The sequence below is a fragment of the Niabella terrae genome, from assembly GCF_054783135.1.
Window position 1 is genome coordinate 47871 of record NZ_BAAGRD010000014.1, and the last position, 26262, is coordinate 74132.

Consider the following 26262-nt stretch of genomic DNA (forward strand, 5'->3'; position numbering starts at 1 on the left):
TATCGCTCAAAGATAAGTTTCTATTCTGCTGAATTCCAAACAAATAGAAAAAAATCAATTCTTTCGGAGCGGCATCGACGGCTGCAGGCAGCCACCAATGATCTCCGCTTCAAAGTTATGGATTTATCCGATCATTTCCGGATCGCTAATATGGGTGGGTGGGGGGTATTTTTCCCATAGCCAGTCCGGGAAAAACCCGGTAGGGCACACCGGAAATCTGTTGCTTCCATGACTGTCCCGTTGTAACAGCAGTCCCTCCTGAACAGCCAAGGGCAAGCGCGGTGGGGTTTAGCAAGCCACGAATGAGCGAGGGAAAAACGACTTGGATTCACTCTGGTTTTATCTTATAGTTTTATGTCCCATTCTATGGGTTTCAATCTGTCTGCTACTGTTATCAAGGTTTTAAGTATATCCGTTTCCTGAGGAAGTTCGCCAAAAACCAATTCGTTGAAACTTGCCGTATAAACATCTTTGATTCTATCCCAAGTGCCTGTTGTATCAACAAAAATAATTGCTGTCATTGGATGATTGGCCAACCATTCGTTCTTGTTTTTGAAACTTATGATGTCATCATTTGCTACTCGTAAGAGCATTGTTTCAAAGACATCTGATTGAAAGAAAGATTTTAGCTTTTCCTCTTTCAACATCAAATGAATATCGTAAGTGTGTCTGATTTTGTTTCCTAAATCGGTAATGGGTTCTTGCGTTTGAGAAAAACGAACCAAACTCATGATTTTCTCACACAAAGTTCTAATATCATTTGTTTGTCAAGTAAACCAAACAAAATACTTGACATTTAAGTAGTTGATGTTAAGGCAAAGTGTATGACTTTACGGTCCAGTATGAGCGTTACGCTTTTTGATTTTCAGCCCTTTATCGTCCATGTCGTACAATTCAATAGATATCCATAAAGTCCAATTTCCTTATAATTAATCACTTCTATTCTTCTGTCTGGAAAAATCTCTTCGAACTTATTGTAAACTTCTTGGTCTTTGCTTTTTCTGTTTCAAATATTGGCAACACAATTAGGTTTTGTACTTCTAAGTAGCTCATATAGCAACCAATTGTTGCCACCGTCAAGGTTGCTTTTGGAAAATTGAGGGTCAATCTTATTGGCTGTACAAACTTCTTGAAAGTCGGATTGAACTTCCGAGTTGTCCTTTAAGTACGAAGGTTCATAACGGAATTGGACAAATTTCCCCCTTTCAATTTGAATAGGCATGTAGTCTCTGCACCAAATGTCTTTTGTGCCTTTTAAGAAATCATACTTTATTGAATGATTTTCAAGAAGTTTAATAAACCGTATTTGTCTCCTTACCCGTCACCCTTTAGCTTTTCAAATTGACTGGTTAAAACCCATTCTGTCCTTTAAATATTCGAGATATTCGTTTTCTTCGAATATGTCACTTTTATCATTATTACGGTCTCATGTATTTGGAAAGTCTGCGATGTTTCTCCTGATGCAGGTCGCTTCCCTTTCATTCTACGAGCCGGTTACTTATAAAGTTTGTCGTAGTATTCGTGGGCCATACGGTTGCTGTCAAAAGCAAACCGTACATCCTGCATCCCGTTTTTGATCACCTGACGCCAGGTATTATAGTCCTCGTAATACAGCGGCAGTATCTCACTGGTCAGGATTTCATATAATTTATTCAAGTCGTACTGATCCTGATCATGAGTGGTCATATGGGCATAATCTCCTTTCGGAATTACAAAACCATTGTGACCATGGTTGATAAATTCGGGGATCCATCCGTCATCGGTAGAGAAGTTCACAGCCCCATTCATGGCGGCGGTCATGCCGCTGGTGCCGGAAGCTTCGCGGGGTACCCGCGGATTGTTCAGCCAGATATCAGCCGCCTGTTTCAGTCGCTTGGAGAGGGTCAGTTCATAGCCGGTCAATACGGCCATATTTTTATAATTTTTACTGAGGTGCACCAGTTCATTGAACTCACTGATGGCAGGATGATCCATGGGATAAGGTTTTCCGGCCCAGATGATCTGTATCGGATATTTTGTTTGGTGCATCAGTTCATTAAACCGGTCGATCTCACTGGCAATCAGTCCTGCCCTTTTATAACCGGCAAAGCGGCGGGCCCATACTATGGTCAGCACTTCGGGACGGAACAGTTTTCCGGTCTGGTCCGCGACAATTTCAAAAGCCCTTTTCTTAAGCCATTGCTTACGGTCGTCCAGGCCGTAATTATCACCGATGTCTTTGAACTTATACATTTGTTTATCTGCCCAATAGGACCAGTTCTGCGCATTGGTAATGGAAATAATCTCGCAGATATGATCGTATTTGCCCCACATTTGACGGGATACTTCACCATGCAGCCTGGACACGCCATTGGCCAGATGTGCGAATCGCAGGGCAGCCAGGGAATGATTGAAATGATCTTCATCATTTTTCGTGAGGACTTTGACCTCATCGATACTCAAACCTGAGAAATAACTCATTTTATGCAGCAGGTAAATATCATGTTTCTCATTGCCGGCTTCTTCAGGGGTATGGGTCGTAAACACCAGCCGTTTTCTGACTTCTTCAATGTTATTATTGAATTTACGGTACAGGTAAAACGCTGAGGAAATGCCATGGGCTTCATTCAGGTGGTAGCGTTCCGGGTTAAAATTCAGCAGATCGATCAGCCGGGCACCGCCGACACCCAACAGGATAAACTGGGCTACTTTGGTAGCCACATTGGCATCATAAAGCCGGTGGCTGATGGTTTGGGATACATAATCGTTCTCCGGCAGGTCCGTACTCAAAAAGAAAAGCGGTGCTGTCTTAAAAATCTCCGGATTCAGGTACAAGGCTTTTACCCAGACCGGATGATCGTGAATGGTTACCTGGAACCTGATACCGGTATCTTCCAGAAAACTGTATAATTTTTCATTCCAGGCCACATCCAGGGTCTGATCGGCATTGCGTTCCTGATCATAATACCCGAATTTCCATAAAATGCCGATACCGATTAGGTTCTGGCGAAGCTCATAAGCGCTGCGCATATGTGACCCGGACAAAAAACCCAGGCCCCCACTGTATATTTTTAAAGGCTGATGGATGGCAAACTCCATAGAAAAATAAGCCACTGATTTGTTGTAATTACTATCTATCTCGTAAGGCACTTTAAAGTTTTCGAAGCTCATGTGTTTATGATATTTAAACCCGGCAAGTTAAGAGAAATTACAGGCTTAGCATCCAGTTTTGTAATAATTGGGTATAATGTGTGGAAAATACATGATCAGTGAAAGCGATGCCCGCGCTGTTCTGATCCCTCAATGAGCCGGCACCGGTATATCCAAGTACTGCCAACCCTTCAAATCCGGCTGAAGTTTTTCATGTTTATTTACCTGCAAGCCTATTCGTATCTGGCCCGGAAATACTGGTTTAAAATTCTTTTTCCCCTATTTCGCTTTGTGGCAGGATAATTTTACGGTTTTTACGTAACAAATTGAAGCCTACGGAAAACTGCAGCTGATCCGGCTCATATATATAATTGGTGGTCGTGTGAAAATCATTTCCCCAGGTAGTAATACGCTGCCTGTTAGAAATTTTCATTCCTGCGTCTATATTCAGCCATTGAAATTGAAAATACCAGCGTTTATCATTTGTTGTTTTTTTCACGGTAAGATGAGGTGTTAGGAAAGCACCGTCTTCTCCCTGTGCGGTGGCTCTTAAGGAAAGGTAATTAACACTTAACTGAAACTGCCAGTTTTTAGGAATAGAAAAGGATTGGGTACTATTAATAGAATAGACCCAACTGCTGTTATTTATGGGAATTTGTCCATTGAAAATATTACCTTTTATTTTATAGCTGTACACATTGCCCCCGACAATAGTTTGCCATGCTTTATTTACCTGCATGGTAAAATTAGTTTCAAATCCTGTCTGGGTGGCCCTTCCGGCATTCGTAAATACCCTGTTTAAAATCGTATCCGCAAAAATTTTATTCACCCGCTGTATAGGGTTCTGAATGCGCTGATGATATACCGTAAAAAATAAATTTCCTTTCGGAAAGGTTTGTTCAATACCGGCCTCGAAGGTACCTGTCAGTTCCGGCAAGAGGTTGGGATCTCCCTGTTCAAGTGTTTCAGAATGTTCCCTTTCTGGAAAAGGATTTAACTCGAAATTGTTGGTACGTTTAATTCGTCTGTTATATCCTATTTTAGCAATACCTCTGTGCCATGCTGCGTAACGCAGCTGAACAGAAGGAAACAAATTGGTAAATGATAAACGATTTACAACACTATTATTGGTAAAATCAAGTTCCCTGTCAGTATGTTCAAATCTTAAGCCGGCAGCATAATCCCATCGGTCAGCCGAAGCATTGTATTGAACGTAGCCCGCGTGTATATCATTGTTGACTTTTACCCTGCTCGTAAAAACCGGGTCCGTTTCATAATTTTCCGTACCCGGAATTTTCGTAAGGTATTCAAAATTTCCATCCTGCAGTATATACTGATATTGGTAACCGGTCTGCAATTTGCCATTTCCAAGCGGTATCGAATAATCAATTTTACCTCTGTAGGCATTTAATGGGTTGGTATTTGGATTCCAGGTATACTGGAGGGTGTCTGCAGTATTTGGATAATTAAGATTGTTATTATAGGTATTCCCTGAAAGATTGGCCCTTTCAAACAAAGCGGAGAAACTCAATTTGGATTCATTTTTAAATTCATGGCTGTAATCCAGGTTTGCCAGTGTAAAAACGCCTTCCTTATTTTGTGTATTCGCATTAAAATAGGTGAAATAGCTGGTGCTGCCTGCATCTAAATCCTCTCGTGAATTAGTGTAAACGAGATCTGCAACACGGCTTTGATATTTTTTACCTATGTAAAAACCGCTGCTCAAAGTGTTATACCTATCCGGCCGGTAATTAACGGATACTCTTGCCCCGTAATTGTATCGCTTAAAGCTTCTTTCACCAGTTGAGGGAAAACTGGTTTTGGTGTTGTTTATTATTGTGTAAACATCTCCTTCCCGAAAACCTGCAATATCATTTCTCAGGTAGTTAATACCTGCATTAAATCCCCATTTATTTTTGTTGTAACCTGCCGTAAAATCTGCTCCGTAACGTTGCGGATGCGTTTGCCGCTGATTATCAAAATCATTCAGAGGAGGAGCGCCACCCATAACATTGGCCTGTATCATCCAGCCGTCTTCAACATTATTTTTAGTTACAATGTTGATAATACCGCTTTTGCCTTCTGCATCATAGGCTGCGGAAGGGCTGGTGATGACTTCCACATTTTCAATGGAGCCCGCAGGTAATTGGCTGAGTACAAATGACGGGGCACCTTGTGTGGGCTTTCCATTTATTAAAATCTGAAAACTGCTGGACCCCCTGAAAGTAATATCTCCCTGTCCATTCACCGAAACAGAAGGCAGGTTTCGAATAACATCCACCCCGGTTCCGTTAGCCGCATTTCCAAACTGGGAAGGTTGATACACCTGACGGTCGATTTTAAACGAAACCGGAGGTCTTTTTCCTGACACTACAACTTCTGCAAGCGAATAGGAATGTAAATACAGGTATATCGTACCAAAATCGTATACGCCTGGCTCATCCTGTTCAACCGGTATCAGCTTTTCCTTATAAGAGGCAAAACTGATCCTGATTTGTTGCGGTATTCCACCAGTCGTAGCTATTGAAAAATTACCGTTTTTACCTGTAGTAGCCGATTGCAAAATGATTCCATCTGCATTCTGTATGCTGATGGTAGCTCCCGGTAATGCCTTTTGCTCAATACTGTCCATAACCGACCCTTTAAAGGTATACTGCTGCGCAAAAGAGACTTGATAACAAACTGAAATCGAGGCTAATAAAAAAAAACGAAATAACATTAGGTTCTTATTTAAGGGCAGAAAGTTCAAATAATATGTATTACAGGGGTCTATATTTGTATAACCTATCCGAATTTGCTGTATTAGACGATTATTTCTTTTCAGGGTTTAAAATTGCATAAAATCTCATCTCCTGTAGAGCTACCATTACAATCCCGTCGTACTAAGAACACATCATATGACAAAATCCCACCATTTCTTATCACTGTCCGAAGCGGCTACGACATTATCAATAAAAGCCATGCCGCGAACGCCATCGGCTACCGACGGGAATTCCAGCAGGGGGTCGGCCGGCCGCCCTTCCAGTCTTGCCGTGAGTACACCGGCAAAATTGCGGTAAATATTCGCGAAGGCTTCCAGATAACCTTCCGGATGTCCGGCCGGTGTCCGGGTGTTTAATTGTGCCTGGGCATCCAGGTATCCATTGCCGGTGCGGTAAAGCTGACTGGGTTGATCCAGCCATTTCACCCATAAATTATTGGGTTCCTGCTGGTGCCATTCCAAACCACCTTTCTGGCCATAAATCCGGATCGTCAGGTTGTTTTCTTCCCCTGCTGCTACCTGGGAGGCCAGCAATACACCTGTGGCACCTCCGTCAAAGCGCAGCAACATGCCGCCGTCATCATCCAGTTGTCGCCCGGGTACCACGATATTCAGGCTGGCGCAAAGCTGGGTAATCTGCTGGCCGCTGATAAATTCTGCCAGATGCGCCGCATGGGTTCCGATATCACCCATACATCCGGCCTTGCCGCTACGGGCCGGATCCGTGCGCCAGGAAGCCTGTTTATTGCCCTCCTGCTCGCTGGGCAGGCTCAGCCAGCCCTGGGGATATTCCACGTAGATTTTCCGTATCTCACCGAACATGCCGGAAGCTACCATTTGCCTTGCCTGTTTGACCATGGGATATCCCGAATAAGTATGGGTCAGACACAGCAGCAGGCCGGTTTGTTCCACCTGCTGTTGCAGTTCTTTGGCCTGATCCAGGGTCAGGGTCATGGGTTTATCAATTACCACGTGGAACCCGTGTTGCAGTGCCAGCATGGCGGGTTCAAAATGCGCGAAGTTGGGCGTAACGATCGCCACAAAATGCATGCGCTGATCCTCGGGAAGGGCCGCTTCTTTTTCTATCATTTCCTGATAAGTGCCATAGACCCGGCCGGGATCCAGAAATAAGGCCTCACCGGACTGACGGGAGGTTTCAGGATTATGACTGAAGGCGCCGCAGACCAGTTCGATCAGGCCGTCCATATTTAAAGCGATCCGGTGTACCGCGCCAATAAACGCGCCGGTACCACCACCGATCATGCCAACTCTTAATTTACCCATGATTCCTTTTTTAATTTTCTTAGATCACGAATATACTGATTCGGTAAAAATTTGGTTGAAAATCTGGGGATAAAATGGGTGGCAATCTGGAATCGTCAGCCTATGCGGCCAGGCGGGAAATGGGGCCATATTTTTCTACCTCATTGATGCAAGAAACGATTAATGACTTGTAAATGCCCCATAGGACGTTAAGGTTTCGACGCTGCAGGTAATGATCTACAATAGCTGGCATCCCACCAATCAACTTGTATGTGTGGAACAGTTGAAGCAATTTTTCATGAGCAAATTCATTCATGGGCGTTTTTCTGAATTGTCCCAAAGCTGCTTTATCTGCATTGACCTGCAAGATCTCATCAATGGAAAGCGGACGTACTACCTTGTATTCGACTCTTCCCACGGAGATTTTTACATCACCGTTTAGTGCAGTTTCAAGAAGGGAACCAGCAGCAATAACATGAAGTTCCGGCACCTGCTTATAGAAGTAACATAATATATTAATAGCCTCAGATACCTCCTGAATTTCATCAATCAATAGAAGCGTCTCCCGAATTTTATAAACAATATTTAGGAAAAATGCTCATTTTAGGGGTAAATATTATAATTTTTACCCCCATTTTGGGGGCAATTTTATGAAATATTACCCTAATTTTATGGGCAATTTCCCTGTTTTTCTAAAGAAAATCCAGGTTTAATGCTCCTCTGCATAATATATTATGATAGTAATCAATCTGTTAGTCCATTAACAATCTGACTTCCCCGGGCCACCCAAATATCCGTCTGCCCCCTGGGAAGGTTATAGGTAGATTAGATTTGGTTTTGCTGGCTTCTTTCGAATACCGGGTGCCTTTTCCCCGCATTTCTATTAAGGTATCAGAATAGTAAGTGAACTAAAGTACCATTACGATTTTGGCCAACTAAGAATTGAAACCATCGGAAACTAGTAACAAAAGTCCTGTAACAGCAGGGGGGCAAAATTCAATGCCGAAACATCCGTTAAGTTATATGCGTTGGTATGAATCAGACTTTTTGCCAGGCTATCATCGCGGGTGCACTAATTTTTGGACAGGGACTGCATTCGTGACTATGGATTTAACGTTATTATGTACTTTATTTTAGGATTGGTATATTTCGGACTACCAATAGTTGCCTGTTTTGAAATACTTCCGTTTGCAGGAATATCGGGAACCGGTAACACTACGCCGTTCCCGTAAGGATTTGCATTGTCACCCACCCAGAGATAAAGCTGATAACCGTAAGTTGCTTTATAGGGCTGATCTTTTAAATTTTCTATTTTGTAATCAATAACATACCTGTCATTTGAATAGCTCATCTGCAATGTCGTTCCTTTAAAGTCATCATCTGTAAAACCCTCCTCCCCGCTGTCCCTATCTTTAGTGCAGGAAACGATTAACAACAATGGCATTAAGACCATCAACACTATTTTGTATATAAATTTCATAAGTTTTATTTTTTAATTAATCCACCAAAATAGTCTTCTGACCGACGCAAATAATGCGCTACAACAGTTGGCCTGCTGCCGGATTTTCCAGGCCCAAAGATAGGGGCTGCCGTGAAGACGAAAAAAATAGCGTAACCACCTGTTTGAAACCATCATTAAAATAACCACTGCGATTCATCCAACTCATTGACGCTTAAAGTTACAGCCGGGAACAACACCGTAGTATTTGGTTCTTCCAGTGAGGAATACCACAGGAACTTTAAAAATCTTCAGTCCGGATAATTAAAAACTATGGCCGGATAAGGGTTTGCTGGAGACGGCATTCATCCCGGTTCAAAACGAAAGCGCCGGCAATGGAACCGGCGCTTCAGGACTTCAGGGTACCATCAGCAGTAGCTGAAAGAAAGAATTAAAAATCGGGCCGATCAGAACAGGTAACCGATACCCAGTCCAAAATAGGTGTTCTTATAGTTGCCTTCGGACTCCGGTGAAAGATCATTGAAATTCGGGCGATACTGCAATTGAAAGCGCAGGCCGTTATTGAGTTCATAACCTGCAAAAGCATTCAGTCCGAACTCAAAACGTTTCAGGTGCAGGCGGTCATCCGTTTCGCTGATATCCGCTTCAGTTTTACCGTCAAAAGCAATATCATTTTCCTCGCTCTCATTGATCGGATGACCCTCACTGTCCCGGCCTTCGGCCTTAAGTAGGGCCTTGCCGCCCAGCCCCATACCTACGGTAGGGCCGGCTCCCACAAAAAAGCCGCCCCGGGGCTGGGGTTTATACAAAAAATTCACCGGAACTTCCAGGTAATGCGTATTGCTGGTAAAACTGATAACACCACTGCCAGACGCATTGGAAATTTTGTTTTCATACCTGCCGCCCTTATAGACATAATGCAGGCTGGGACTGAGGTAGAAATTTGTTGACAGGGGCACTTCGGCGAAAACGCCGGCTTTAAAACCCGTCCTGAATTTCCTGTCCCCCACCAGATCAGTGAACTCCTCGTCACCATCGATGGTCACCTGGGAGAGGACTGGACCCGCTTCGATACCCCAGCGGGTCTGGGCCCGGACCATCCAGGTTGAAAACAGTACCGTACTTATTAAAATATACTTCTTCATAAAAATATTTTTGGGGTTAAACAAACGGATGCGATCGGTAAGCATCAGGATGTAAAATTGGCAAGGTTTGCTGACTAGGACAATACCGGAAAAACAGGATTTTACCAACTACCCGATAATGGTGAATCCCACCGGTTAGCCCTTCATTGCCCCGCATGGCCTTACCTTGTTATATAGCGCTTACAGGTGGTGGAAAGGTCACTGGTTAAAACTCTACTAAAAATTTCATTTGTTTAAATTAATTCCGCATCTTGCATGGATTTATGATAAGATCCGGCATTTTTACACTGCTTATTCTGTTAACCTTCGCCTGTAAACAAAAGGAGACCAAAGTTGCAACGGCACCTGTTGATACGGTAGCGGTGAAAAAAACCGAACCCAAAGAGGCGCCCAAACCGACCTACACCTATCAGTTCATGCCCAAAAAAGACTGGCAGGCACTCAAAGACAGTTTTGAAGGCCATTCTCATCTGAATATCCTTAATGCGATCAACCGCGTGGATACTACCCACCTGAAAAGACTGGACAGCATTCTGGTACCCAATGATTACAGCGGTGAAGTGAAGGATTATCTGCCCTTCCCGGATCATCTGGCGGTATTGGATCCGGTCAATAAGATCATCCTGTTCTCCAATCCGACCCAGGCATTTGCGGCTTATGAGAAGGGGCATATTGTACATGCCGGGCCCACCAATACAGGCCGTAAAAACAATCCTACCCCTTCGGGACTTTATTTTACCAACTGGAAGTCCAAAAAATCTGTCAGTACAGTCAGCGATGAATGGATCCTGAAATGGAATTTCAATATCGATAACCGCCATGGCATCGGTTTTCACGAATATGGTCTGCCGGGTTATCCCGCCTCCCATAGCTGTATGCGGCTGTTGGGCGCCGATGCCCAGTATTTATACTATTGGGCGGAACAGTGGATATTAAAAAATTCCCGGGAACTGGCCGCCAGCGGCACGCCGGTCCTGGTGCTGGGCAAGTACCCCTTCGGCGAAGACAAACCCTGGCTGCAGCTGGCCAGTGATCCCAAAGCATTGAACCTGTCTGAAGACAGCCTCACTGCTGCCATCCAGCCGCATCTTCAAACCATCCTTGACCGGCAGAAGCAGCGCCGGCAGCTCACCGCTCCGAAGACGATAAACGACAGTCTATCCGCTTCATCACGGTAATTAACTTGAACAGGGGATTAATCCGGTTGTAGGCGCCTGTGAAATCAGGGCATAAATTACATTCGGCATAATTGGCCTGATTTTTCTACATTTGACCGGATCATCCAATAGCTATAAACGGTTGCCTTACCCCCGATAATAAACCGCTGTCTGTTCGCCTGAACATCAGTCCGGCGTACGTCTGTTCCGTTCAGCTGTTGAATAGCTTGAACTCAAAAATACACGCATGAAAAATCAACGCAGCCCCAGGATGCAATTCCTGACCATCTATGCCATTATCTCTTCACTAGCCATTTTATTTTTGTTTTATTCCTTTACGGTCAAGGACCGACAGTTGACAACCGATGAAATCACCGCCAAGAAAATTAATATCATCGGTGAGGACGGCAGTCTGCGTTTGGTACTCAGTAATGAAGACCGCCAGCATTCGGGTATTGTCGCCGGCCGGAAGTTACCCGCCAGGCAGCGACCCGCAGGCCTGATTTTCTTTAATAATCAGGGAGACGAATGTGGCGGACTGATTTATGAAGTCAGTGGGGATGGCCAGGACACCACCAATGAAATGATCCTGACCATGGATAATTATCATGACGATCAGGTAGTCCAGATCCTGAATAAGGAAATATACCGTGACGGCAGTCCCCGCATCACCCGGGGCCTGCAATTCAATGAATACCCCGAGGGCACTTCCCTGATGAGTCGTTATGATCGCTATAAGGAAATTGAAAAAATCCGGGACAGCAGCCTGAGATCCGAAAAAATTACAGCCATCCATAGCAGGGAGGAAGCCAGAAAGCGGCTGTTTATTGGCCGGAATGCCGATGAAACCACCGGCCTTTTTCTATACGACCAGCAGGGAAGGCCCCGAATGAAAATCTACCTGGATAGTACCGGCGCACCGCGGATGGAGATTCTGGACGTTCAGGGCCGGAGCCGGCAGCTCCCCCTGGACTAGCATGCTCAATTAAAAAACCGGTACCAACTGCAAAGCCCCGCGATGCGGGGCTTTGCATAAATTCCTAAGAAAGATATTTTTATTGCAACACCGGTTCCAGCCAGCCATAGCTGTCACCCAGTTTATTTTCCTTGTAATCCAGAAGCTGCTTTTTCATCTCTGCTGAAATGGTCATTTTGTCCACATCAAATTCCATAACAAAATCCCGGTACCTGAGCTCCCGTACATGGGAGATGGTAGCCGCCGTTCCGGCACCGAAGACTTCTTTGAGCTGTCCGGCTTTAAAAGCCTCAATCAACTCATCGATGGAAACCCGGCGCTCCTCTACCGTATGGCCGGCATCCTTGAACATCTGAATCAGACTCATCCGGGTAATACCGCTCAGGATGGTACCGTCGGTAAGATCCGGCGTAACGATCGTATCTCCGATGATAAAGAAAATGTTCATAGCCCCCACTTCCTGTACATACTTATGTTCCAGGGCATCCATCCAGAGTACCTGATCATAGCCTTCCTTTTTGGCTTCTGCAGAAGAAAGCAGTGATACGGCGTAATTACCGCCGGTCTTGGCAAAGCCGGTACCACCGGGTACCGCACGCACAAATTTTTCTTCCACATAGATACGCGCCGGGGCGGAAAAGTAAGAGCCTACCGGGCTGAGGATGATCATAAATTTATAGGTACTGGAAGCTTTTACGCCCAGTGTTTCCTCGGTGGCAAACATAAAAGGCCGTATATACAGGGATTCATCATAACCCCCGGGGATCCAGGCCTGTTCCAGTGCGATGAGCTGTTTCATGCCGCCGATGAAAATCTCTTCGGGAATTTCGGGCATCGCCATGCGGGCAGCTGAACGGTTGAACCTTTTGAGGTTCTCATAAGGCCGGAAAATATGGATCTGGCCCTGTTCATCCTTATGGGCTTTCTGGCCTTCAAATATCGTCTGGGCATAATGCAGGACGGATAGCGCAGGTAGAAAATCCATATCCTCATAAGGCTTGATCTGCAGATTGGTCCACTCCCCGTCGACGAAATCGGCTTCCAGCAGGTGATCGGTAAAATACTTGCCAAAACCCAGATTACTGAAATCAACTTTTGCTAATTTAGACTCTTTTACTCTTTTTACGGGTATCTGCGCTGCCTCTATCATAATATACTATTTTTGAACACTATTAATGCGAAGATACGAACAATCGATGGTCAAAATAACGACTGTTCGGGGATTAAAAACAAATTCTGTATCCATCCATGAACAATCTCAATGATATACAGTTACCCGCCCAGGTAGTAGCAGATTTATACCCCACAAGTCTGGTGGGCGCCGGCGATCCGGAAGTCCCCTGGAAATTTCTGGGCAATAACCGGCAGCAGGTGCTGGTCGTCGTTCAGGTTCCCGGCGTGACGCACCTGCCGGATGACCAGCTGGAACTGCTGACCCGCCTGTTACAGGCCTGCGGTATGGACCTGGGCGATGTGGCCATCCTCAACCATACCCATTACAAAGCGCTGCCTTATACCCGGATCCTGGAATATTTCCATCCCCGGATCCTGCTGCTTTTCGGTCTCAGTACTGAGGCTTTCGGATTCCCGTTTGAAGTTCCTGCTTATCAGGTGCAGTCTTTCACCGATTATACCGTGATCCATGGCCCCGCACTGGATGCCCTGGCTGATGACAAGGAAGCCAAGGGATTATTATGGGCGGGATTGAAAAAAATATTTAAGCTATGACCCTGATATTTGCTACCAATAATGCCCATAAAGTCGCTGAAGTCCGGGATGCGCTGCATGGTGAGATGGAGATCATCAGCCTGAAAGAAGCGGGTATCGACCAGGAGATTCCGGAACCCCATCCTTCCCTGCAGGACAATGCCCGGCAAAAAGCCCGGACTATTTATGAACTGACCGGCAGTAACTGCTTCAGTGAGGATACCGGTCTGGAAGTCGATGCCCTGAACGGTGAACCCGGGGTAAAAAGTGCCCGCTACGCCGAGGGACAGCCTCAATACAAAGGTATTGTCGATAAACTGACGTCAAAGATGCAGGGACAGACCAACCGGCGGGCCCGGTTCCGGACGGTAATTTGCCTGATCCTGGAAGGCAACGAGACATTGTTTGAGGGCATCTGTGAAGGCCGGATTACCGACAGCGCGGCGGGCAGTCATGGTTTCGGATACGATCCCGTTTTCATTCCCGAAGGTGCGGACAGGACCTTCGCGCAAATGGAGCTTTCGGAAAAAAAAGCATACAGTCACCGGGCCAAGGCCCTGACCAAATTAATTAATCATCTGAAAATCATCAATTTAACAAATAATTAGTCGCTACACCTCCCGGCGATGCTGCCCCACCGGCAATCCTGGAAGGACCAAAAATTTACAGTGTAAATAGGCGCATGTTGATATATTTGAAGAACTTTTTAAATATTTAAAGAATTTGGAATCTGTAAGCAACCATACCATCCCGGAAAACGACTTAATTACAGGATGCATAGAGGGCGACCGAAGAATGCAGGAAGAGTTGTACCGGAGGTTCTCTCCGAAAATGTATGCGGTCTGTCTGAGATACGCTTCCAATACAGAAGAAGCTCAGGATATTTTGCAGGACGGCTTTATCAAGATCTTTAAAAAACTGGAAAGTTTCAGGGCCGATGGTTCTTTTGAAGGCTGGATCCGTCGGATTTTCGTTAATACGGCAATCGAGTATTTCCGAAGAAAAAAATACCTGCAGCCTGTTACCGAGAAAGAGGAAAATACGATCGAAGGTAAATATGTATCGGTGCTGGACGAGTTGGGAGAAAAAGACATCATGGACCTGATCGGTCAATTATCGCCGGGCTATAAAACGGTTTTTAACATGTATGTGGTCGAAGGCTATTCACATAAGGAAATTGGAGAGATGCTGGGCATCAGCGAAGGTACCAGCAAATCCCAGTTGTCCCGGGCCAAGGCCATCCTGCAGGACCTGGTAAGAAAACATTTGGATACAAGAAAGTAATACGGAGCATTTTTGAAATGGACCCCTTAGAAAAAATAAAAGCTTTTGAAGTCAGACCTCCCGAAGGACTCTGGGATCAGATTGCCGAGAAACTGGATCAATCCGATGCAGCGGAGCGGCTCGCCACAAAGATCCAGGCGGTGGCTATCCAGCCGCCTGCGGGCATCTGGGACCGTATTGCTCAAACCCTGGACGAGGAAGCACCTTATTTACAACTCGGGCAGCGACTTCAGGCTATCGAAGTCCCGCCGCCAACAGCTGCCTGGAATCAGATTTCCTGTCAGTTGGACGACAGTCAGGCGCTCCAGATCATTGAACAGAAACTGGCGGATATGGAAATGACGCCCCCGGCTGCTGCCTGGACGCATATCCGCGCCGAACTGGAAGGCCGCACCCCTGCCAGGCTGGTTCCGATATCCGGTGCACACGGCTGGCTCAAATATGCCGCTGCGGCCTGCGTGATTGCTATTTTCAGCATTACCGGCTATTTTATTTTTAGTGATGGCGGCGACGCTGCCCCTTATACGGCGCAGGATAAAACCAGCGCCAAGAGTGGCTATGCAGGTTCCCCTGGAGATAACGGGCGTATCCAAACAGTAAAAAACCAGGGTACCCGTAGGGTTAGTACCCCGCAGGAACAAATGATGGCCACCGTACGCACCAAACTGGGCAACACTTATACCACAACCCTGGAGAAAAACAGGGAACTGGAGGACCGTTATATCGTGCTGATGACCCAGGACGGAAATATCGTGCGGATGTCTAAGAAACTCGGCAAGATGGCAGACTGTATTGCAGGCGCAGACCATAGCTGTGACGAACAGATTTCCAAATGGCAGAAGGAAATGGCGGCGATGCCGGCTAGTGCTACGCCGGACAACCTGCTCAGCATACTAGATATGGCTTCGGGCGAACAACCCGCGACACCGCCCGACGGCATGTAGGTCTTCCCGTCTTTACCCAACAGTTCCTGATACCTGATCCCGACAAATCTCATGGCTATTCACCCACCGGAGCCCCAGATTCCAGAAAAGAGGGCCACCTAAATAAAGACCCCAGTTTTTTTCTCTTCGTCCATCTCTTTACCGTGAAGCAGCGCGGAGCGGTAAGAAAAGTCCTGACTTGCGGGGCTTCTTTGCTATCGGAGTTTAAATAAGACAGTGTCGGGCTTTCCGCCTTTACAACCAACTGTAAAGGTTGAATCACTCAAAACAAATTGTAGTGTCGTGTCCTCTTTTATTTCGTAACTAATCAAAAACAGTATCTCTCGTAATCCTGTAATACTGTTTCATTATCGCGTTAAGCAATTGCCTACCTGAATAATATTTTGAGCCGCTGCATTTCCTTTCTTAGCCCATTCCTAAAAGCCTGGACAAAAATTGAAAATCAATTCAGGCATAGTAAATGTATGGACCATGGCAAAAACAAAAAGACCGTTCACCCCTGAGGAGACATACAGTGTCCTCCGGGAATATATTTTATGTAGCATCCGAGCTTTGTCAAGTCCGGAGAAGCGCTATTTTTGATAAAACCCCGATTATGGCAAGAGTAAAACTATCACTCCCCGAAAAATTTTCATTCCGGACCCGGATACCCGTCCGCATTACGGATTTGAATTACGGCGGTCATCTGGGCAATGATGCCCTGTTGGCCATTATTCATGAAGCCAGGGTCCGGTTTCTCCAGCAGTTGGGGTATACAGAGATGAACCTGGAAGGTGGCGGTCTGATTATGGCAGATGTGGCGGTAAGTTTTCAGCAGGAAGCCTTCTATGGGGAAGAACTGATTGTCGGGGTCACGGCAGCCGATATCAGCCGGGTAGGTTTTGATCTGTATTACCTGCTGGAAAAAAATACCGCACAGGGCATGGTACGGGTCGCGTCAGCCAAGACCGGTATGATCTGTTACAATTATGAGCAGAAAAAAGTCAACACCCTGCCGGAAAAAGCAGCCGCTGCTTTAAATAAGGGTTAACCCCTCCTTGAGACCTGTCCGGTACAGCTTAGAGCGCCTGGCGGATGCGAACCAGTTGTTCCAGCAGGCCCTCCAGCAGATCCAGGCGAAGCATATTGGCACCATCGCTTTTGGCTTGCGCCGGGTCGGGATGGGTTTCGATAAACAGCCCGTCTGCACCCGATGCGATCGCCGCTTTGGCGATGGTCGCGATAAGTTCAGGATTGCCCCCGGTGACGCCACTACTTTGATTGGGTTGCTGCAGGCTATGGGTACAGTCCATGATCACCGGCACCTGGTGCGCCTGCATCCAGGGTATATTCCGGTAATCCACTACCAGATCCGTATAACCAAAGCTGTTTCCCCTTTCTGTCAGCATCACTTTTTCATTGCCGGCTTTATTGATTTTCTCCACGGCAAATTTCATGGCAGGACCACTGAGAAACTGCCCTTTTTTGACGTTGATGACTTTTCCGGTGGCTGCCGCAGCTTCCAATAGATCGGTCTGGCGGCAGAGAAAGGCCGGTATCTGCAGTATATCAGCATAGCGGGCCGCCACCACGGCTTCTTCATGGGCATGGATATCTGTTACCGTAGGCAATTGAAAATGCTGTCCCAGTTTACCCAGTAAGGCCAGTGCCGCTTCATCCCCGATGCCTGTAAAGGAGGCACCGCTCGTGCGGTTGGCTTTGCGGTAGGAGGATTTGAACACATAGGGAATACCCAGTCGTTTGCAAATGCTACTGACTTTTTCGGCCACTTCCATAATCAGTGGTTCCGACTCGATGACACAGGGGCCCGCCAGCAAAAAAAAATTCTTTTCATCGTATTGCTGCTGTCGGAATAAGGTTGGGAGAAAGTCTTGCATCCTGCAAAGCTATTGAAATCCCTGCTCCTGTCAAAAGATGGTAACCGGACCTGCCCCAGTTGCCTGCGACCCTATGGAAGGAGCCGCAGGAACCATTCCCAGACGCGGGACAGGGCTTAATAACCAGGTAAAACGATTGCGCAGCTTTCGCAACAAAACAGTTAATTCAATATGTTTGCAACTCAACTGTTTTGCTATGGTAAAAGAAAAAATCCTGGTTATCGGATCTTCTGGTCAGATCGGTGTGGAACTCACCCTGGCCCTTCGGAAAATTTACGGCAATCATAATGTGGTGGCCTCAGATCTCAGGGAGGAAAATGAACTGCTCAAGGGCACCGGGCCTTATGTCAGCCTGGATGTGATGAACAAGGAAATGCTGCATGTGCAGGTCATCCGGCAGAATATCACCCAAATCTACCTGCTGGCTGCCATCCTTTCGGCCACCGGCGAGAAGAACCCCGGACTGGCCTGGCACCTGAATATGCAAAGTCTGTTGAATGTGCTGGATATTGCCAGGGAAGAAAACCTGAAAAAAGTCTACTGGCCCTCTTCCATTGCGGTGTTCGGGCCTACCTCACCCAAACAAAACTGCCCCCAGCAAACCATCATTGAGCCCACTACGGTCTATGGAATCAGTAAATATGCCGGGGAGTTTTGGTGTAATTATTATCATATTAAATATGGTATCGATGTCAGAAGCCTGCGCTATCCGGGACTGATTTCCTATAAGTCTGCACCCGGCGGGGGCACTACGGATTATGCCGTTGAAATCTTTCATGATGCGCTGACCGATAAGCATTATACCAGTTTTCTGAATGAAGACACTTATCTGCCCATGATGTACATGCCGGACGCCATCCGGGCTACGATTGAACTCATGGAGGCACCACAGGAAAATATTACGGTCAGGACCTCCTATAATCTGGCGGCATTGAGTTTTTCACCGAAAGAGATTGCGGCGGAGATCAGGAAGCAGATTCCGGAGTTCACGATCAGCTACGAACCGGATTACCGACAGGAAATCGCATCCAGCTGGCCCCAGAGCATCGATGACAGTACGGCGAGGAAGGATTGGCACTGGAAACCCGAATACGACCTGGTCACGATGACCAGTGACATGCTTAAAAATGTACCGGACATGCTGGAGGGCCAGTAAACAGGCTGCTCAAAGCATGATTTTTACCACCAATTCTTTCAGGAGGTCTTCTTCTTTTACTTTGGAGCTGTCCACGCCAATCAATTTTAAATTATACTGGTGCAGGAGCAGCAGGATCTTTTCCACCCCCGTATACCCGTAAGTTTTCGCGGTGCGCTGGTAATCTTTCAGAAAATAGGGTGAAACGCCCATCTGCCGGGCCAGGTCATTGTCATTGCCGTTAGATCCAAAAAGCATGTAAACCTTGGAGAAAAAAGCATATAAGGTCGGCAGAATCATTTGCATCGGTGCTGATTTCGGATTATCACCGAAATAACGGATGATCCGGGTGGCTTTGGCCATGTTTTTTTCCGAAATCGCTGACCGGAACTCAAAGGCATTGAATTCCTTACTGATGCCTACAAAGCGTTCCACATCCTCTTCCGTAACAGATTTACGATCTTTCAGATTGATCAGGATCTTATCCAGTTCGTTCTTTATCCGGCTGAGGTCATTGCCAATATGATCCACGATCAGTGCAGTAGCTTTTGGCGTCATGGTATAGCCCATACCGGACATCACCTGCTGCACCCAGCCGGGTAATGCCGATTCACTGATTTTCTTGGAATAAAAATACTGGGATTTTTCTTTTACCAGCTTGGCGAAGCGCGTCCGGCTGTCCAGCTTTTTCTCTTTATAGGCGACCACAAAGACCGTGGACGCCAGTGGGTGGACCAGATAGGGCTCCAGTTTATCCAGTTCCCGCATCTGTTGGGCTTCCTTGAGCAGGACCACCTGCCGGTCTGAAAACATGGGATATTTGCGGCAGGCATTCAGGATATCGGCCCACTGGGCATCCTTACCATAAAAAACCGTGAGATTAAAGGATGCTTCGCTTTCGTCCAGAATCCGGTGCTCGGCGTAGTCCACCAACTGGTCAATATAGTACTCCTCCTCTCCTTCCAGCCAATAAACCGGTTTGAATTCTCTTTTTTGCCAGGCGTTCAGGATATTCTCCACACTCATTTTGCAATATTACCGGTAAAAATTCACAAATTGGAAGCAAAATGGTATGATAATTGATTTTGATGCTCTGTTTGGCATAGTTTATGTTCTGCTAGGTCAACAAGGTTTTTCAATTTCATTAAGAACTTTAAAATCAATGCTGTAGGTAGAAACAGCAGTTAAAATTTCATTTTTTATGGCAAATACAAATTACCCCTCTGCATCTCAACCGTCCGGAAATACAACGCCCAGTTCTGGAGGAGGTAGAAATGTAATTATCGGACTTTTAATCGCCGCCTTATTAGGAACATGGGGCTATATGTTATGGAACAAAAATTCCAATAAATCCGCAACTGACGGAATACCCAATTCAGAAATCCAGTCAGAAACCGCCATGTCTGAATCCGATTCACTCAGACAAATGTTCAACCTCGCAGAAATGCGTCTGGATTCCATTACCGGTGCCAATAACAGCCTGCAGGGCGAAAAGACGGCCCTTCAGAAAGAAATCGACACCCGTAAATCCGAAATCAACAGAATCTTAAATGACCGGAACGCCTCCGCTGCTGACCTGAAAAAGGCCCGCCAGCTGATCGGTGAACTAAATGGTCAGATCGGCCGGCTTGAAGCGCAGGTCACCCAGCTGAAAGGTGAAAATCAGGAGCTGACCGCCCGTAATACCCACCTGACCTCCGAAAAAGATGTACTGACACAGAACCTGGCTACCCGCACTTCTGAAAATGATGAACTGGCCAGCACGGTAGATGTCGCCAGCACCCTGAGTGCCTCCGGCATGTCCATCACACCGCTGAAGGATAAAAGAAACGGCAAGGAAAAAGAAACCAAGTTTGCCCGTAAAGTGGATAAACTCAAAGTAGCTTTCAATATCGAGAACCGTATTACCACTTCCGGCCCTGCCGATTTATATGTGGTGGTTACCGATCCTAAAGGAACGATCGTTCAGAATATCGATCTGGGTTCCGGTGCCATGACCACCCGTCAGGATGGCGACCGTAATTTCACCGCCAAAGTCCCGGTAGAATATGAAACCGGCACCCGCAAAGGGGTTTCTTTCCCGATTAAAAATCCTGATGGATTTGTACCCGGTGATTACAAAATCGAAGTATACCACAACGGGTTCAAAATCGGCGAAGGCATCAGAAGCTTAAGAAAAGGATTATTTGGTTAATACCAAACAACGTATCAAAAACCTCAATTATATGGCCGCCTTTTCGGGCGGCCTTTCTTATAGCCGGTTGAGCCGCCATAAGAAAGGAGCTGAAACCCCCATTCGGCAAAGACAGTGTTGCAGGGGCTGCGATAAGAATACTTACCGCTCACTGCCCGCATTTGGTTTTGATCGCTATTCCGCGACAACCGCAGTGGCTTCCAGGCGGGATGCATATTTACCCAAAACATCCCAAATCCCATAAAAACAATCATTGCCTTTCTTATCCGAAATGCTGGTATTACACATCATGATTCTCCCAGTACTTGTCCCGGGGTCAAAAAAGAGCATGGACAATACCCCGGGGTCGCCCCCGGTGTGCCCGATATAACCGGTATAGCCAAATCCAATGAATATCCCTACATTGTACGACTCACTGTAAGGGTTTTGCTCATTGCGATCGTTGAACTGGGAAGCTTTCAGCTGCGGCGCATAAAACTCCCGATAGGAACTCTTTGAAAGCAGTGTCCCCTTCCCGTTGTATCCTTTAATCAACTCTGTCAGTAATTTACTTAAATCCGATACTGAACTGATAAAACCCCCATCCGGATAAGTAACCAATTCATAATAAGGCAGTGGCGTTTGGGGGTTTTCATACAATCTCGCGCATGCAGCAAACGCTACATCCTGAAAACCCCAGCCGGAATCTTCCATGTTCAATGGTTGCAGCAGGTATTCCCGGGTAAATTCCCGAAAGGACAGCCCGGTGGCTTTTTCAATCATAAAGGCTGCCAGTGTGGTTCCCATATTCGAGTATTCGTAGATCGCGCCCGGCTTATCCCTGGAAAAACTATTCCGGTTCCATTTCCCCTCCACCGACAGCACATTTTTCAGGAATTCCTCCAGCATCGTAACCAAATCCGGGGATAGGAATGACTGCGCTTCATCAAAGCTCAATGTCACTCCTTTCAGGTCCTGACCCCGCTTGAGATAATAGTTTCTACTGAGATAGAACTCATTATCCGTTATGGAGGAACTGTGGGTGGCCAGTTGCCGGATCGTGATCTTTTCGCGGGGGAAATAGGGGTTCACAACAGGAAATGACAGGTAGTTTTCAATCGGGTCGTCCAGGTCCAGTTTCCCCAGTTCCCGGGCTTTTAACAATGCCATACCCACTAGTATCTTGGATACTGAAGCAATATGCTGAATCGTCCTGGTGTACTTTTTTTGGTTAGCCATATCGGCCCATCCAAAACCCTGTTGGTACAGCACCCCCTGATCCCCCACAATGGCAACGGCAAAACCGTTAAATACGCCTTCCTTATTCCATTCGCTGACCTCCCGGGTTATGGCGTCCTGATAACGCGGGGCGACCGGTTGTCGGGACCGGTTGCCGACCTGGCAGGAAGCCAGAACAAAAAGCCCACTGACGAACATATAGCATGGCCTCATAAACTGATTTATGCACAAAAATAGGCTTTCATGTGCTGGTGAGAAGGACAATGTTACATCCGGACCTTCCAGACAGCCTCCTAGCGAATTTACCCCGGGCGCTTAAAGAATCTCGGCTTCTTCCAGAACCATAAACAGAAGAATGCAGCCGGAATCTTTACCAATGGCGGGGGGTATTCCTTTTTGAACCCGTTACGCTATCTCGTTAAAAAATTCTACGACAGGCAAACAGCCATCTATTGTCCCAAGATGTTTCCAACAAATATGGATCGGAAAACACCATCCGATTTTGTCATATTTAATGGTCAAAATCGCACATTGACGAGATGATCAAAAAAGGTTCAGGAATATATTGAAAGTAATTTTACACGGATAATATCCTTCGAAGAAGCGCTTCGGGAAACCCGCAGTTGGCCGAAGAAACTTCGATCGCAGATTTACGAAAGCCACCGGCAATACCCCACTTGACAACCAGCAAAGGGTAAGATTTGAAACCGCTAAAAAAAGCACTGGGAACTACCCGAGAAAATATCTATGAAGTCATGTATGAAGTCGGCTATTCAGACCTAAAGGCATTCGGGGAAGTGTTCAGGAAAATAACCGGCATAGCTCCCCTGCCATACAGCACCAAATATAACGGGTATGCCTGAAATCGATCTGAATCTAACAACCATACCCCACCGCATTTTCGGGGAAAGACAAAATACAGCTGGCTAGTTCACAAAACCCCAATACACGCCAAAACGGATCATCAGGCCCGGATACGGATATTCGGGGGCGGCAAAATTATTATTGGTAAAGCCCCAGTTGCCATTCAGGTTGCGGTAAGTATTGAGGTTTTCTGCCCGCAGGAAAGCCCGGAATGAATTAATCCGGAAATGTACATAGGCGGCAATATCCGGCAGATTATAATGAACATTGGTGCTGTCCTGATAGAAGAACTGGCCCAGTACCGGCGAGTAATTATTACCCTTGAAATCAGTACGGTAACGGGTATCAAAACCAAAGGCAATGTTTAACTTGTTAAAGCCCAGGTTCCCTTCATACCCCAGCCGGTTACGGGTAAAAATGGTGGGAATATTAACCGGGGCACCACCCAGCACCTGCTGAAAATAGACATCGGCATACCAACGCCACTGCTTGTGCCGCCCTACGGCAAAAACCTTGCTGGCGGCTATCTGCAGCACGTTGAACAGGGAACTGTATTGCTGCAGCTTGTAAAAATCTGTATAATAAACATAATTACTAACCAGGTAGTAATGACCGCTCAGCCCCAGCTTTATCAGCGGCTGGTAGATATTGGCGTAGAGATGGGTGTTATTTTCCTTTTTCAGATCCTTGAGTTCCGGATCCAGGTAAAAGGCACTATTGGGGTTGGTAATATAGGAAGGTGTCCGGTTAACATTCTCAAAACCGAGCTTAAGGGTTCCTACTTTTTTGCCCAGGGATCGCTGCAGGCTGGCAGCCGCATCATAATCTCCCAGGTTCATCCCTGCAAAATATAATTTACCGCTGGCCAGCATATCCCATTTCTGATTCTTGGTGCGGTTGCGGTATTCCGCATGTCCATATATATTCACGCCGCTGTAGGAGGCGGTATCGGTACCATAAAAATGCCCGGTGAGGTTTTGCATGGCCACGCCCAGTTTGACAAACTGCTGGGTATTTTTTTCATCCGGAAAAGTATAAATCGAAAAATCATTCACCAGCTCCTTCCAACTGTCCAGTTTTTGCAGGCTGTCACTACTGGTTGCCAGATCCATATTATAATAGTTCTGATAATAGGCCGGGTCAGGGGACGCATCGATATAATTGAATTTATATTTACTGTAGCGAATGGTATGTTCCAGCCGCACCCGTGGGAAAAACAGCGGAATGGAAGCGCTGTCAGTAACGATCGAATCTTTTCGTCCCAGATCGAATTGCTGTCGCATCAGTATATTAAAATCTGTATAGCGGTTCCCGGTTTTGATGTCGGTATTGAAAAAGTTCCGGCTATAGGCTTCATCTCCTCCGATTTTGGTCGGGATCGAATACCGGTCATCATAGTTGGGATTGTCCAGATAGTTCTCCGAAGTATCAATACCTCCGTTCTCGGAGTTCCGAAGGGTATTGGCTGCAATGATAAAGTAGTTGTTATACCGCTTATTGGTGGAATGCACCCAGTTCGTAATTAAGTAGTTGCTATGGGCGGCTTTCTGGCTTTTATAGATGCCGGGGGCACTGATCATACGGTAACGCAGGGCGATGTTCCAGTTGGGAGACCTATTCTGGGTATGCATCAGTTCAATATACTGTTCGGCACGGGTTCCCAGCAGGTAAGTGATTTCAGAATAAGGTCGGGTCACGGTATAAAACCGGGCCTTGTCGACAGTGAACTTATAGACATCCAGGGAATGAAAACCGGCATCCCAACCTGAGCGCAGGGCCGGCTCAAATAGAAAAGACTGTGTGGGGTTACCGGTATTGCCTAAATAATAATGATCCGCCGGAATCGGGTATTTAATGGAGAAGTCGCCGATCGAAGAATCCAATCTGTAGGCCCGGGCGGTATCCAGCAGCCGGTACGTGATCGTTATGGAATCCTCAAATTTGTCGCGCTTGCCCAGGGAATCACTACCGCTACCCGCATTCTTGATGCCGCTGAAGCGATCACCCACACTGCGGATAGGATTCTGGGCCCGGGTTACCGTAGCCAGCATCATGATCCCTACCAAAACTAAAACTGCCCTCATGAAGCGCTTATTATATGATTTTGATCAGTTCCGAAAATATCCGTGCCAGCCGGGGTGCCGCAGCATTGGCGGCTTCCAGCACTTCCTCGTGGGTAATTGTATTGTCCTGCTCCCGAATACCCAGATCCGTAACGACACTGGCTGCAAAAACCTGCATGCCCATATGGTTGGCAACAATGCATTCCTGGACCGTACTCATACCCACCACATCTGCACCTACAATTTTGATCAGCCGGTATTCTGCACGGGTTTCAAAAGTGGGTCCGGTCACGGCAAAATACACACCCTGTTGCAACGGAATCTGCAATTGTCTGCCCAGGTCCAGGGCTTTCCGGATCAGGTCTTTTTTGTACGGCTCGCTCATATCCGGAAAACGGGGTCCCCACTCCTCCACATTTTTACCGATCAGCGGATTGGGTGTTCCGAAACTGATATGATCATTGATGATCATGATGTCTCCGATCCTGAAATCCGGATGGACGGCACCAGCGGCATTGCTCAGCAACAGCGTCTGCACCCCCAGCTGTTTGAATACCCGGATGGGAAAAACCACTTCCTGCGGACTATAGCCTTCATAATAGTGGAAACGTCCGCTCATAGCCACTACCGGCTTACCGGAGACCCTTCCGAAAATCAGCTTTCCGGAATGTCCCTGTACGGTAGAAACCGGAAAATTGGGAATATCATGGTAGGCCACTTCCTGCTCAATATCAATCTGGCGGGCAAAATCTCCCAGTCCGCTTCCCAGCACAATGGCTACCTGCGGTTCCAGTGACGATTGCGCCTTCAGATAGGCCGTGGTTTCCAGTACACGTTCGATTAGTTCCTGCGCCATTGTATAGCATTCATTAAGTGAGCAAATATAACGAAAGCCCTGCTGCCTGAAACTTCAAAAAAAGTTAAGGCCTTGATAAGGTCTGCTTTCCCGCCTGCCGACAGCCCGGCCATGACATCGGCCAGTATCTCGATACCCGAAAGTCGCCTTGAAGCAAAGGTTAAACACATCGGTATAAAAAATTAAACTTTTTTCGTCTGTAAGTATTGATTTTTCGGGAATCGCCGGGA

The 26262-nt window shown here is 46.6% G+C and carries 22 protein-coding genes; 9 read left to right on the top strand and 13 right to left on the bottom strand.

Annotation, left to right across the window (positions count from 1 at the left end; translation table 11 throughout):
• Window positions 1-344: 344 nt before the first annotated feature.
• The 7 genes from ACYVI9_RS14375 to ACYVI9_RS14405 all read right to left on the bottom strand — a co-directional run bounded on the left by ACYVI9_RS14375 (window position 345) and on the right by ACYVI9_RS14405 (window position 9757).
• Complete coding sequence (locus ACYVI9_RS14375) at window positions 345-731, bottom strand: hypothetical protein (protein WP_460765599.1); 387 nt, start codon at window positions 729-731, stop codon at window positions 345-347.
• Window positions 732-1494: 763 nt separating this feature from the next.
• Window positions 1495-3150: an alpha-glucan family phosphorylase gene (glgP, locus tag ACYVI9_RS14380; protein WP_460765602.1), complete on the bottom strand. Its 1656-nt coding sequence runs from the start codon at window positions 3148-3150 to the stop codon at window positions 1495-1497.
• A gap of 241 nt (window positions 3151-3391) precedes the next feature.
• Complete coding sequence (locus ACYVI9_RS14385) at window positions 3392-5761, bottom strand: TonB-dependent receptor domain-containing protein (RefSeq protein WP_460765604.1); 2370 nt, start codon at window positions 5759-5761, stop codon at window positions 3392-3394.
• Window positions 5762-6022: 261 nt separating this feature from the next.
• Window positions 6023-7174, bottom strand: a complete 1152-nt coding sequence (locus tag ACYVI9_RS14390) for a Gfo/Idh/MocA family protein (RefSeq protein ID WP_460765607.1) — start codon at window positions 7172-7174, stop codon at window positions 6023-6025.
• 100 nt (window positions 7175-7274) lie between these two features.
• Complete coding sequence (locus tag ACYVI9_RS14395) at window positions 7275-7736, bottom strand: AAA family ATPase (protein WP_460765787.1); 462 nt, start codon at window positions 7734-7736, stop codon at window positions 7275-7277.
• A gap of 519 nt (window positions 7737-8255) precedes the next feature.
• Window positions 8256-8633, bottom strand: a complete 378-nt coding sequence (locus tag ACYVI9_RS14400; RefSeq protein WP_460765610.1) for a hypothetical protein — start codon at window positions 8631-8633, stop codon at window positions 8256-8258.
• Window positions 8634-9058: 425 nt separating this feature from the next.
• Entirely contained in the window at window positions 9059-9757 is a 699-nt protein-coding gene (locus ACYVI9_RS14405) for a porin family protein (protein ID WP_460765612.1), read from the bottom strand.
• A gap of 362 nt (window positions 9758-10119) precedes the next feature.
• On the opposite strand from ACYVI9_RS14405, the gene ACYVI9_RS14410 reads away from it, so the two are divergent.
• Both ACYVI9_RS14410 and ACYVI9_RS14415 read left to right on the top strand, forming a co-directional pair.
• Complete coding sequence (locus ACYVI9_RS14410; protein WP_460765615.1) at window positions 10120-10935, top strand: L,D-transpeptidase; 816 nt, start codon at window positions 10120-10122, stop codon at window positions 10933-10935.
• 226 nt (window positions 10936-11161) lie between these two features.
• The gene (locus ACYVI9_RS14415; protein WP_460765618.1) at window positions 11162-11890 is read left to right on the top strand and encodes a hypothetical protein; all 729 of its coding nucleotides are present in this window, start codon (window positions 11162-11164) and stop codon (window positions 11888-11890) included.
• Between the two features lie 79 nt (window positions 11891-11969).
• On the opposite strand, the gene ACYVI9_RS14420 is transcribed toward ACYVI9_RS14415, so the two are convergent.
• Window positions 11970-13040, bottom strand: coding sequence for a branched-chain amino acid aminotransferase (locus ACYVI9_RS14420; protein WP_460765621.1), 1071 nt, complete (start codon window positions 13038-13040; stop codon window positions 11970-11972).
• Between the two features lie 98 nt (window positions 13041-13138).
• Here ACYVI9_RS14420 and ACYVI9_RS14425 point away from each other — a divergent pair, with 98 nt between their 5' ends.
• From ACYVI9_RS14425 to ACYVI9_RS14445, 5 genes are all read left to right on the top strand, one after another.
• Window positions 13139-13618 (top strand): hypothetical protein, encoded by a 480-nt coding sequence (locus ACYVI9_RS14425; protein WP_460765623.1) that lies wholly within the window; start codon window positions 13139-13141, stop codon window positions 13616-13618.
• On the top strand, window positions 13615-14205 hold the full coding sequence (gene rdgB, locus ACYVI9_RS14430; protein ID WP_460765626.1) for an RdgB/HAM1 family non-canonical purine NTP pyrophosphatase: 591 nt from the start codon (window positions 13615-13617) through the stop codon (window positions 14203-14205). The genes ACYVI9_RS14425 and rdgB overlap by 4 nt, the downstream gene beginning before the upstream one ends.
• A 115-nt stretch (window positions 14206-14320) precedes the next feature.
• Complete coding sequence (locus ACYVI9_RS14435; RefSeq protein WP_460765628.1) at window positions 14321-14881, top strand: RNA polymerase sigma factor; 561 nt, start codon at window positions 14321-14323, stop codon at window positions 14879-14881.
• Between the two features lie 17 nt (window positions 14882-14898).
• A complete protein-coding gene (locus tag ACYVI9_RS14440; protein ID WP_460765630.1) occupies window positions 14899-15825 on the top strand; it encodes a hypothetical protein in 927 nt (308 codons plus the stop codon).
• A 595-nt stretch (window positions 15826-16420) separates the two neighbouring features.
• On the top strand, window positions 16421-16855 hold the full coding sequence (locus ACYVI9_RS14445) for an acyl-CoA thioesterase (RefSeq protein WP_460765633.1): 435 nt from the start codon (window positions 16421-16423) through the stop codon (window positions 16853-16855).
• A gap of 28 nt (window positions 16856-16883) precedes the next feature.
• Here ACYVI9_RS14445 and kdsA read toward each other — a convergent pair whose 3' ends face one another.
• Window positions 16884-17702, bottom strand: coding sequence for a 3-deoxy-8-phosphooctulonate synthase (kdsA, locus tag ACYVI9_RS14450; RefSeq protein WP_460765635.1), 819 nt, complete (start codon window positions 17700-17702; stop codon window positions 16884-16886).
• Window positions 17703-17898: 196 nt separating this feature from the next.
• Between kdsA and ACYVI9_RS14455 the strand changes: the two genes are divergently transcribed.
• The gene (locus ACYVI9_RS14455) at window positions 17899-18858 is read left to right on the top strand and encodes an NAD-dependent epimerase/dehydratase family protein (RefSeq protein WP_460765638.1); all 960 of its coding nucleotides are present in this window, start codon (window positions 17899-17901) and stop codon (window positions 18856-18858) included.
• Window positions 18859-18867: 9 nt separating this feature from the next.
• Here ACYVI9_RS14455 and holA read toward each other — a convergent pair whose 3' ends face one another.
• Complete coding sequence (gene holA / locus ACYVI9_RS14460) at window positions 18868-19863, bottom strand: DNA polymerase III subunit delta (RefSeq protein ID WP_460765641.1); 996 nt, start codon at window positions 19861-19863, stop codon at window positions 18868-18870.
• Window positions 19864-20038: 175 nt separating this feature from the next.
• On the opposite strand from holA, the gene ACYVI9_RS14465 reads away from it, so the two are divergent.
• Window positions 20039-21031: a hypothetical protein gene (locus tag ACYVI9_RS14465; protein ID WP_460765643.1), complete on the top strand. Its 993-nt coding sequence runs from the start codon at window positions 20039-20041 to the stop codon at window positions 21029-21031.
• 174 nt (window positions 21032-21205) lie between these two features.
• Here ACYVI9_RS14465 and ACYVI9_RS14470 read toward each other — a convergent pair whose 3' ends face one another.
• The 3 genes from ACYVI9_RS14470 to ACYVI9_RS14480 form a co-directional block, all read right to left on the bottom strand.
• Window positions 21206-22462: a serine hydrolase domain-containing protein gene (locus tag ACYVI9_RS14470; RefSeq protein WP_460765646.1), complete on the bottom strand. Its 1257-nt coding sequence runs from the start codon at window positions 22460-22462 to the stop codon at window positions 21206-21208.
• 713 nt (window positions 22463-23175) lie between these two features.
• Entirely contained in the window at window positions 23176-25197 is a 2022-nt protein-coding gene (locus tag ACYVI9_RS14475; protein WP_460765648.1) for a putative porin, read from the bottom strand.
• Between the two features lie 10 nt (window positions 25198-25207).
• The gene (locus ACYVI9_RS14480; protein WP_460765651.1) at window positions 25208-26032 is read right to left on the bottom strand and encodes a purine-nucleoside phosphorylase; all 825 of its coding nucleotides are present in this window, start codon (window positions 26030-26032) and stop codon (window positions 25208-25210) included.
• Window positions 26033-26262: the final 230 nt, after the last annotated feature.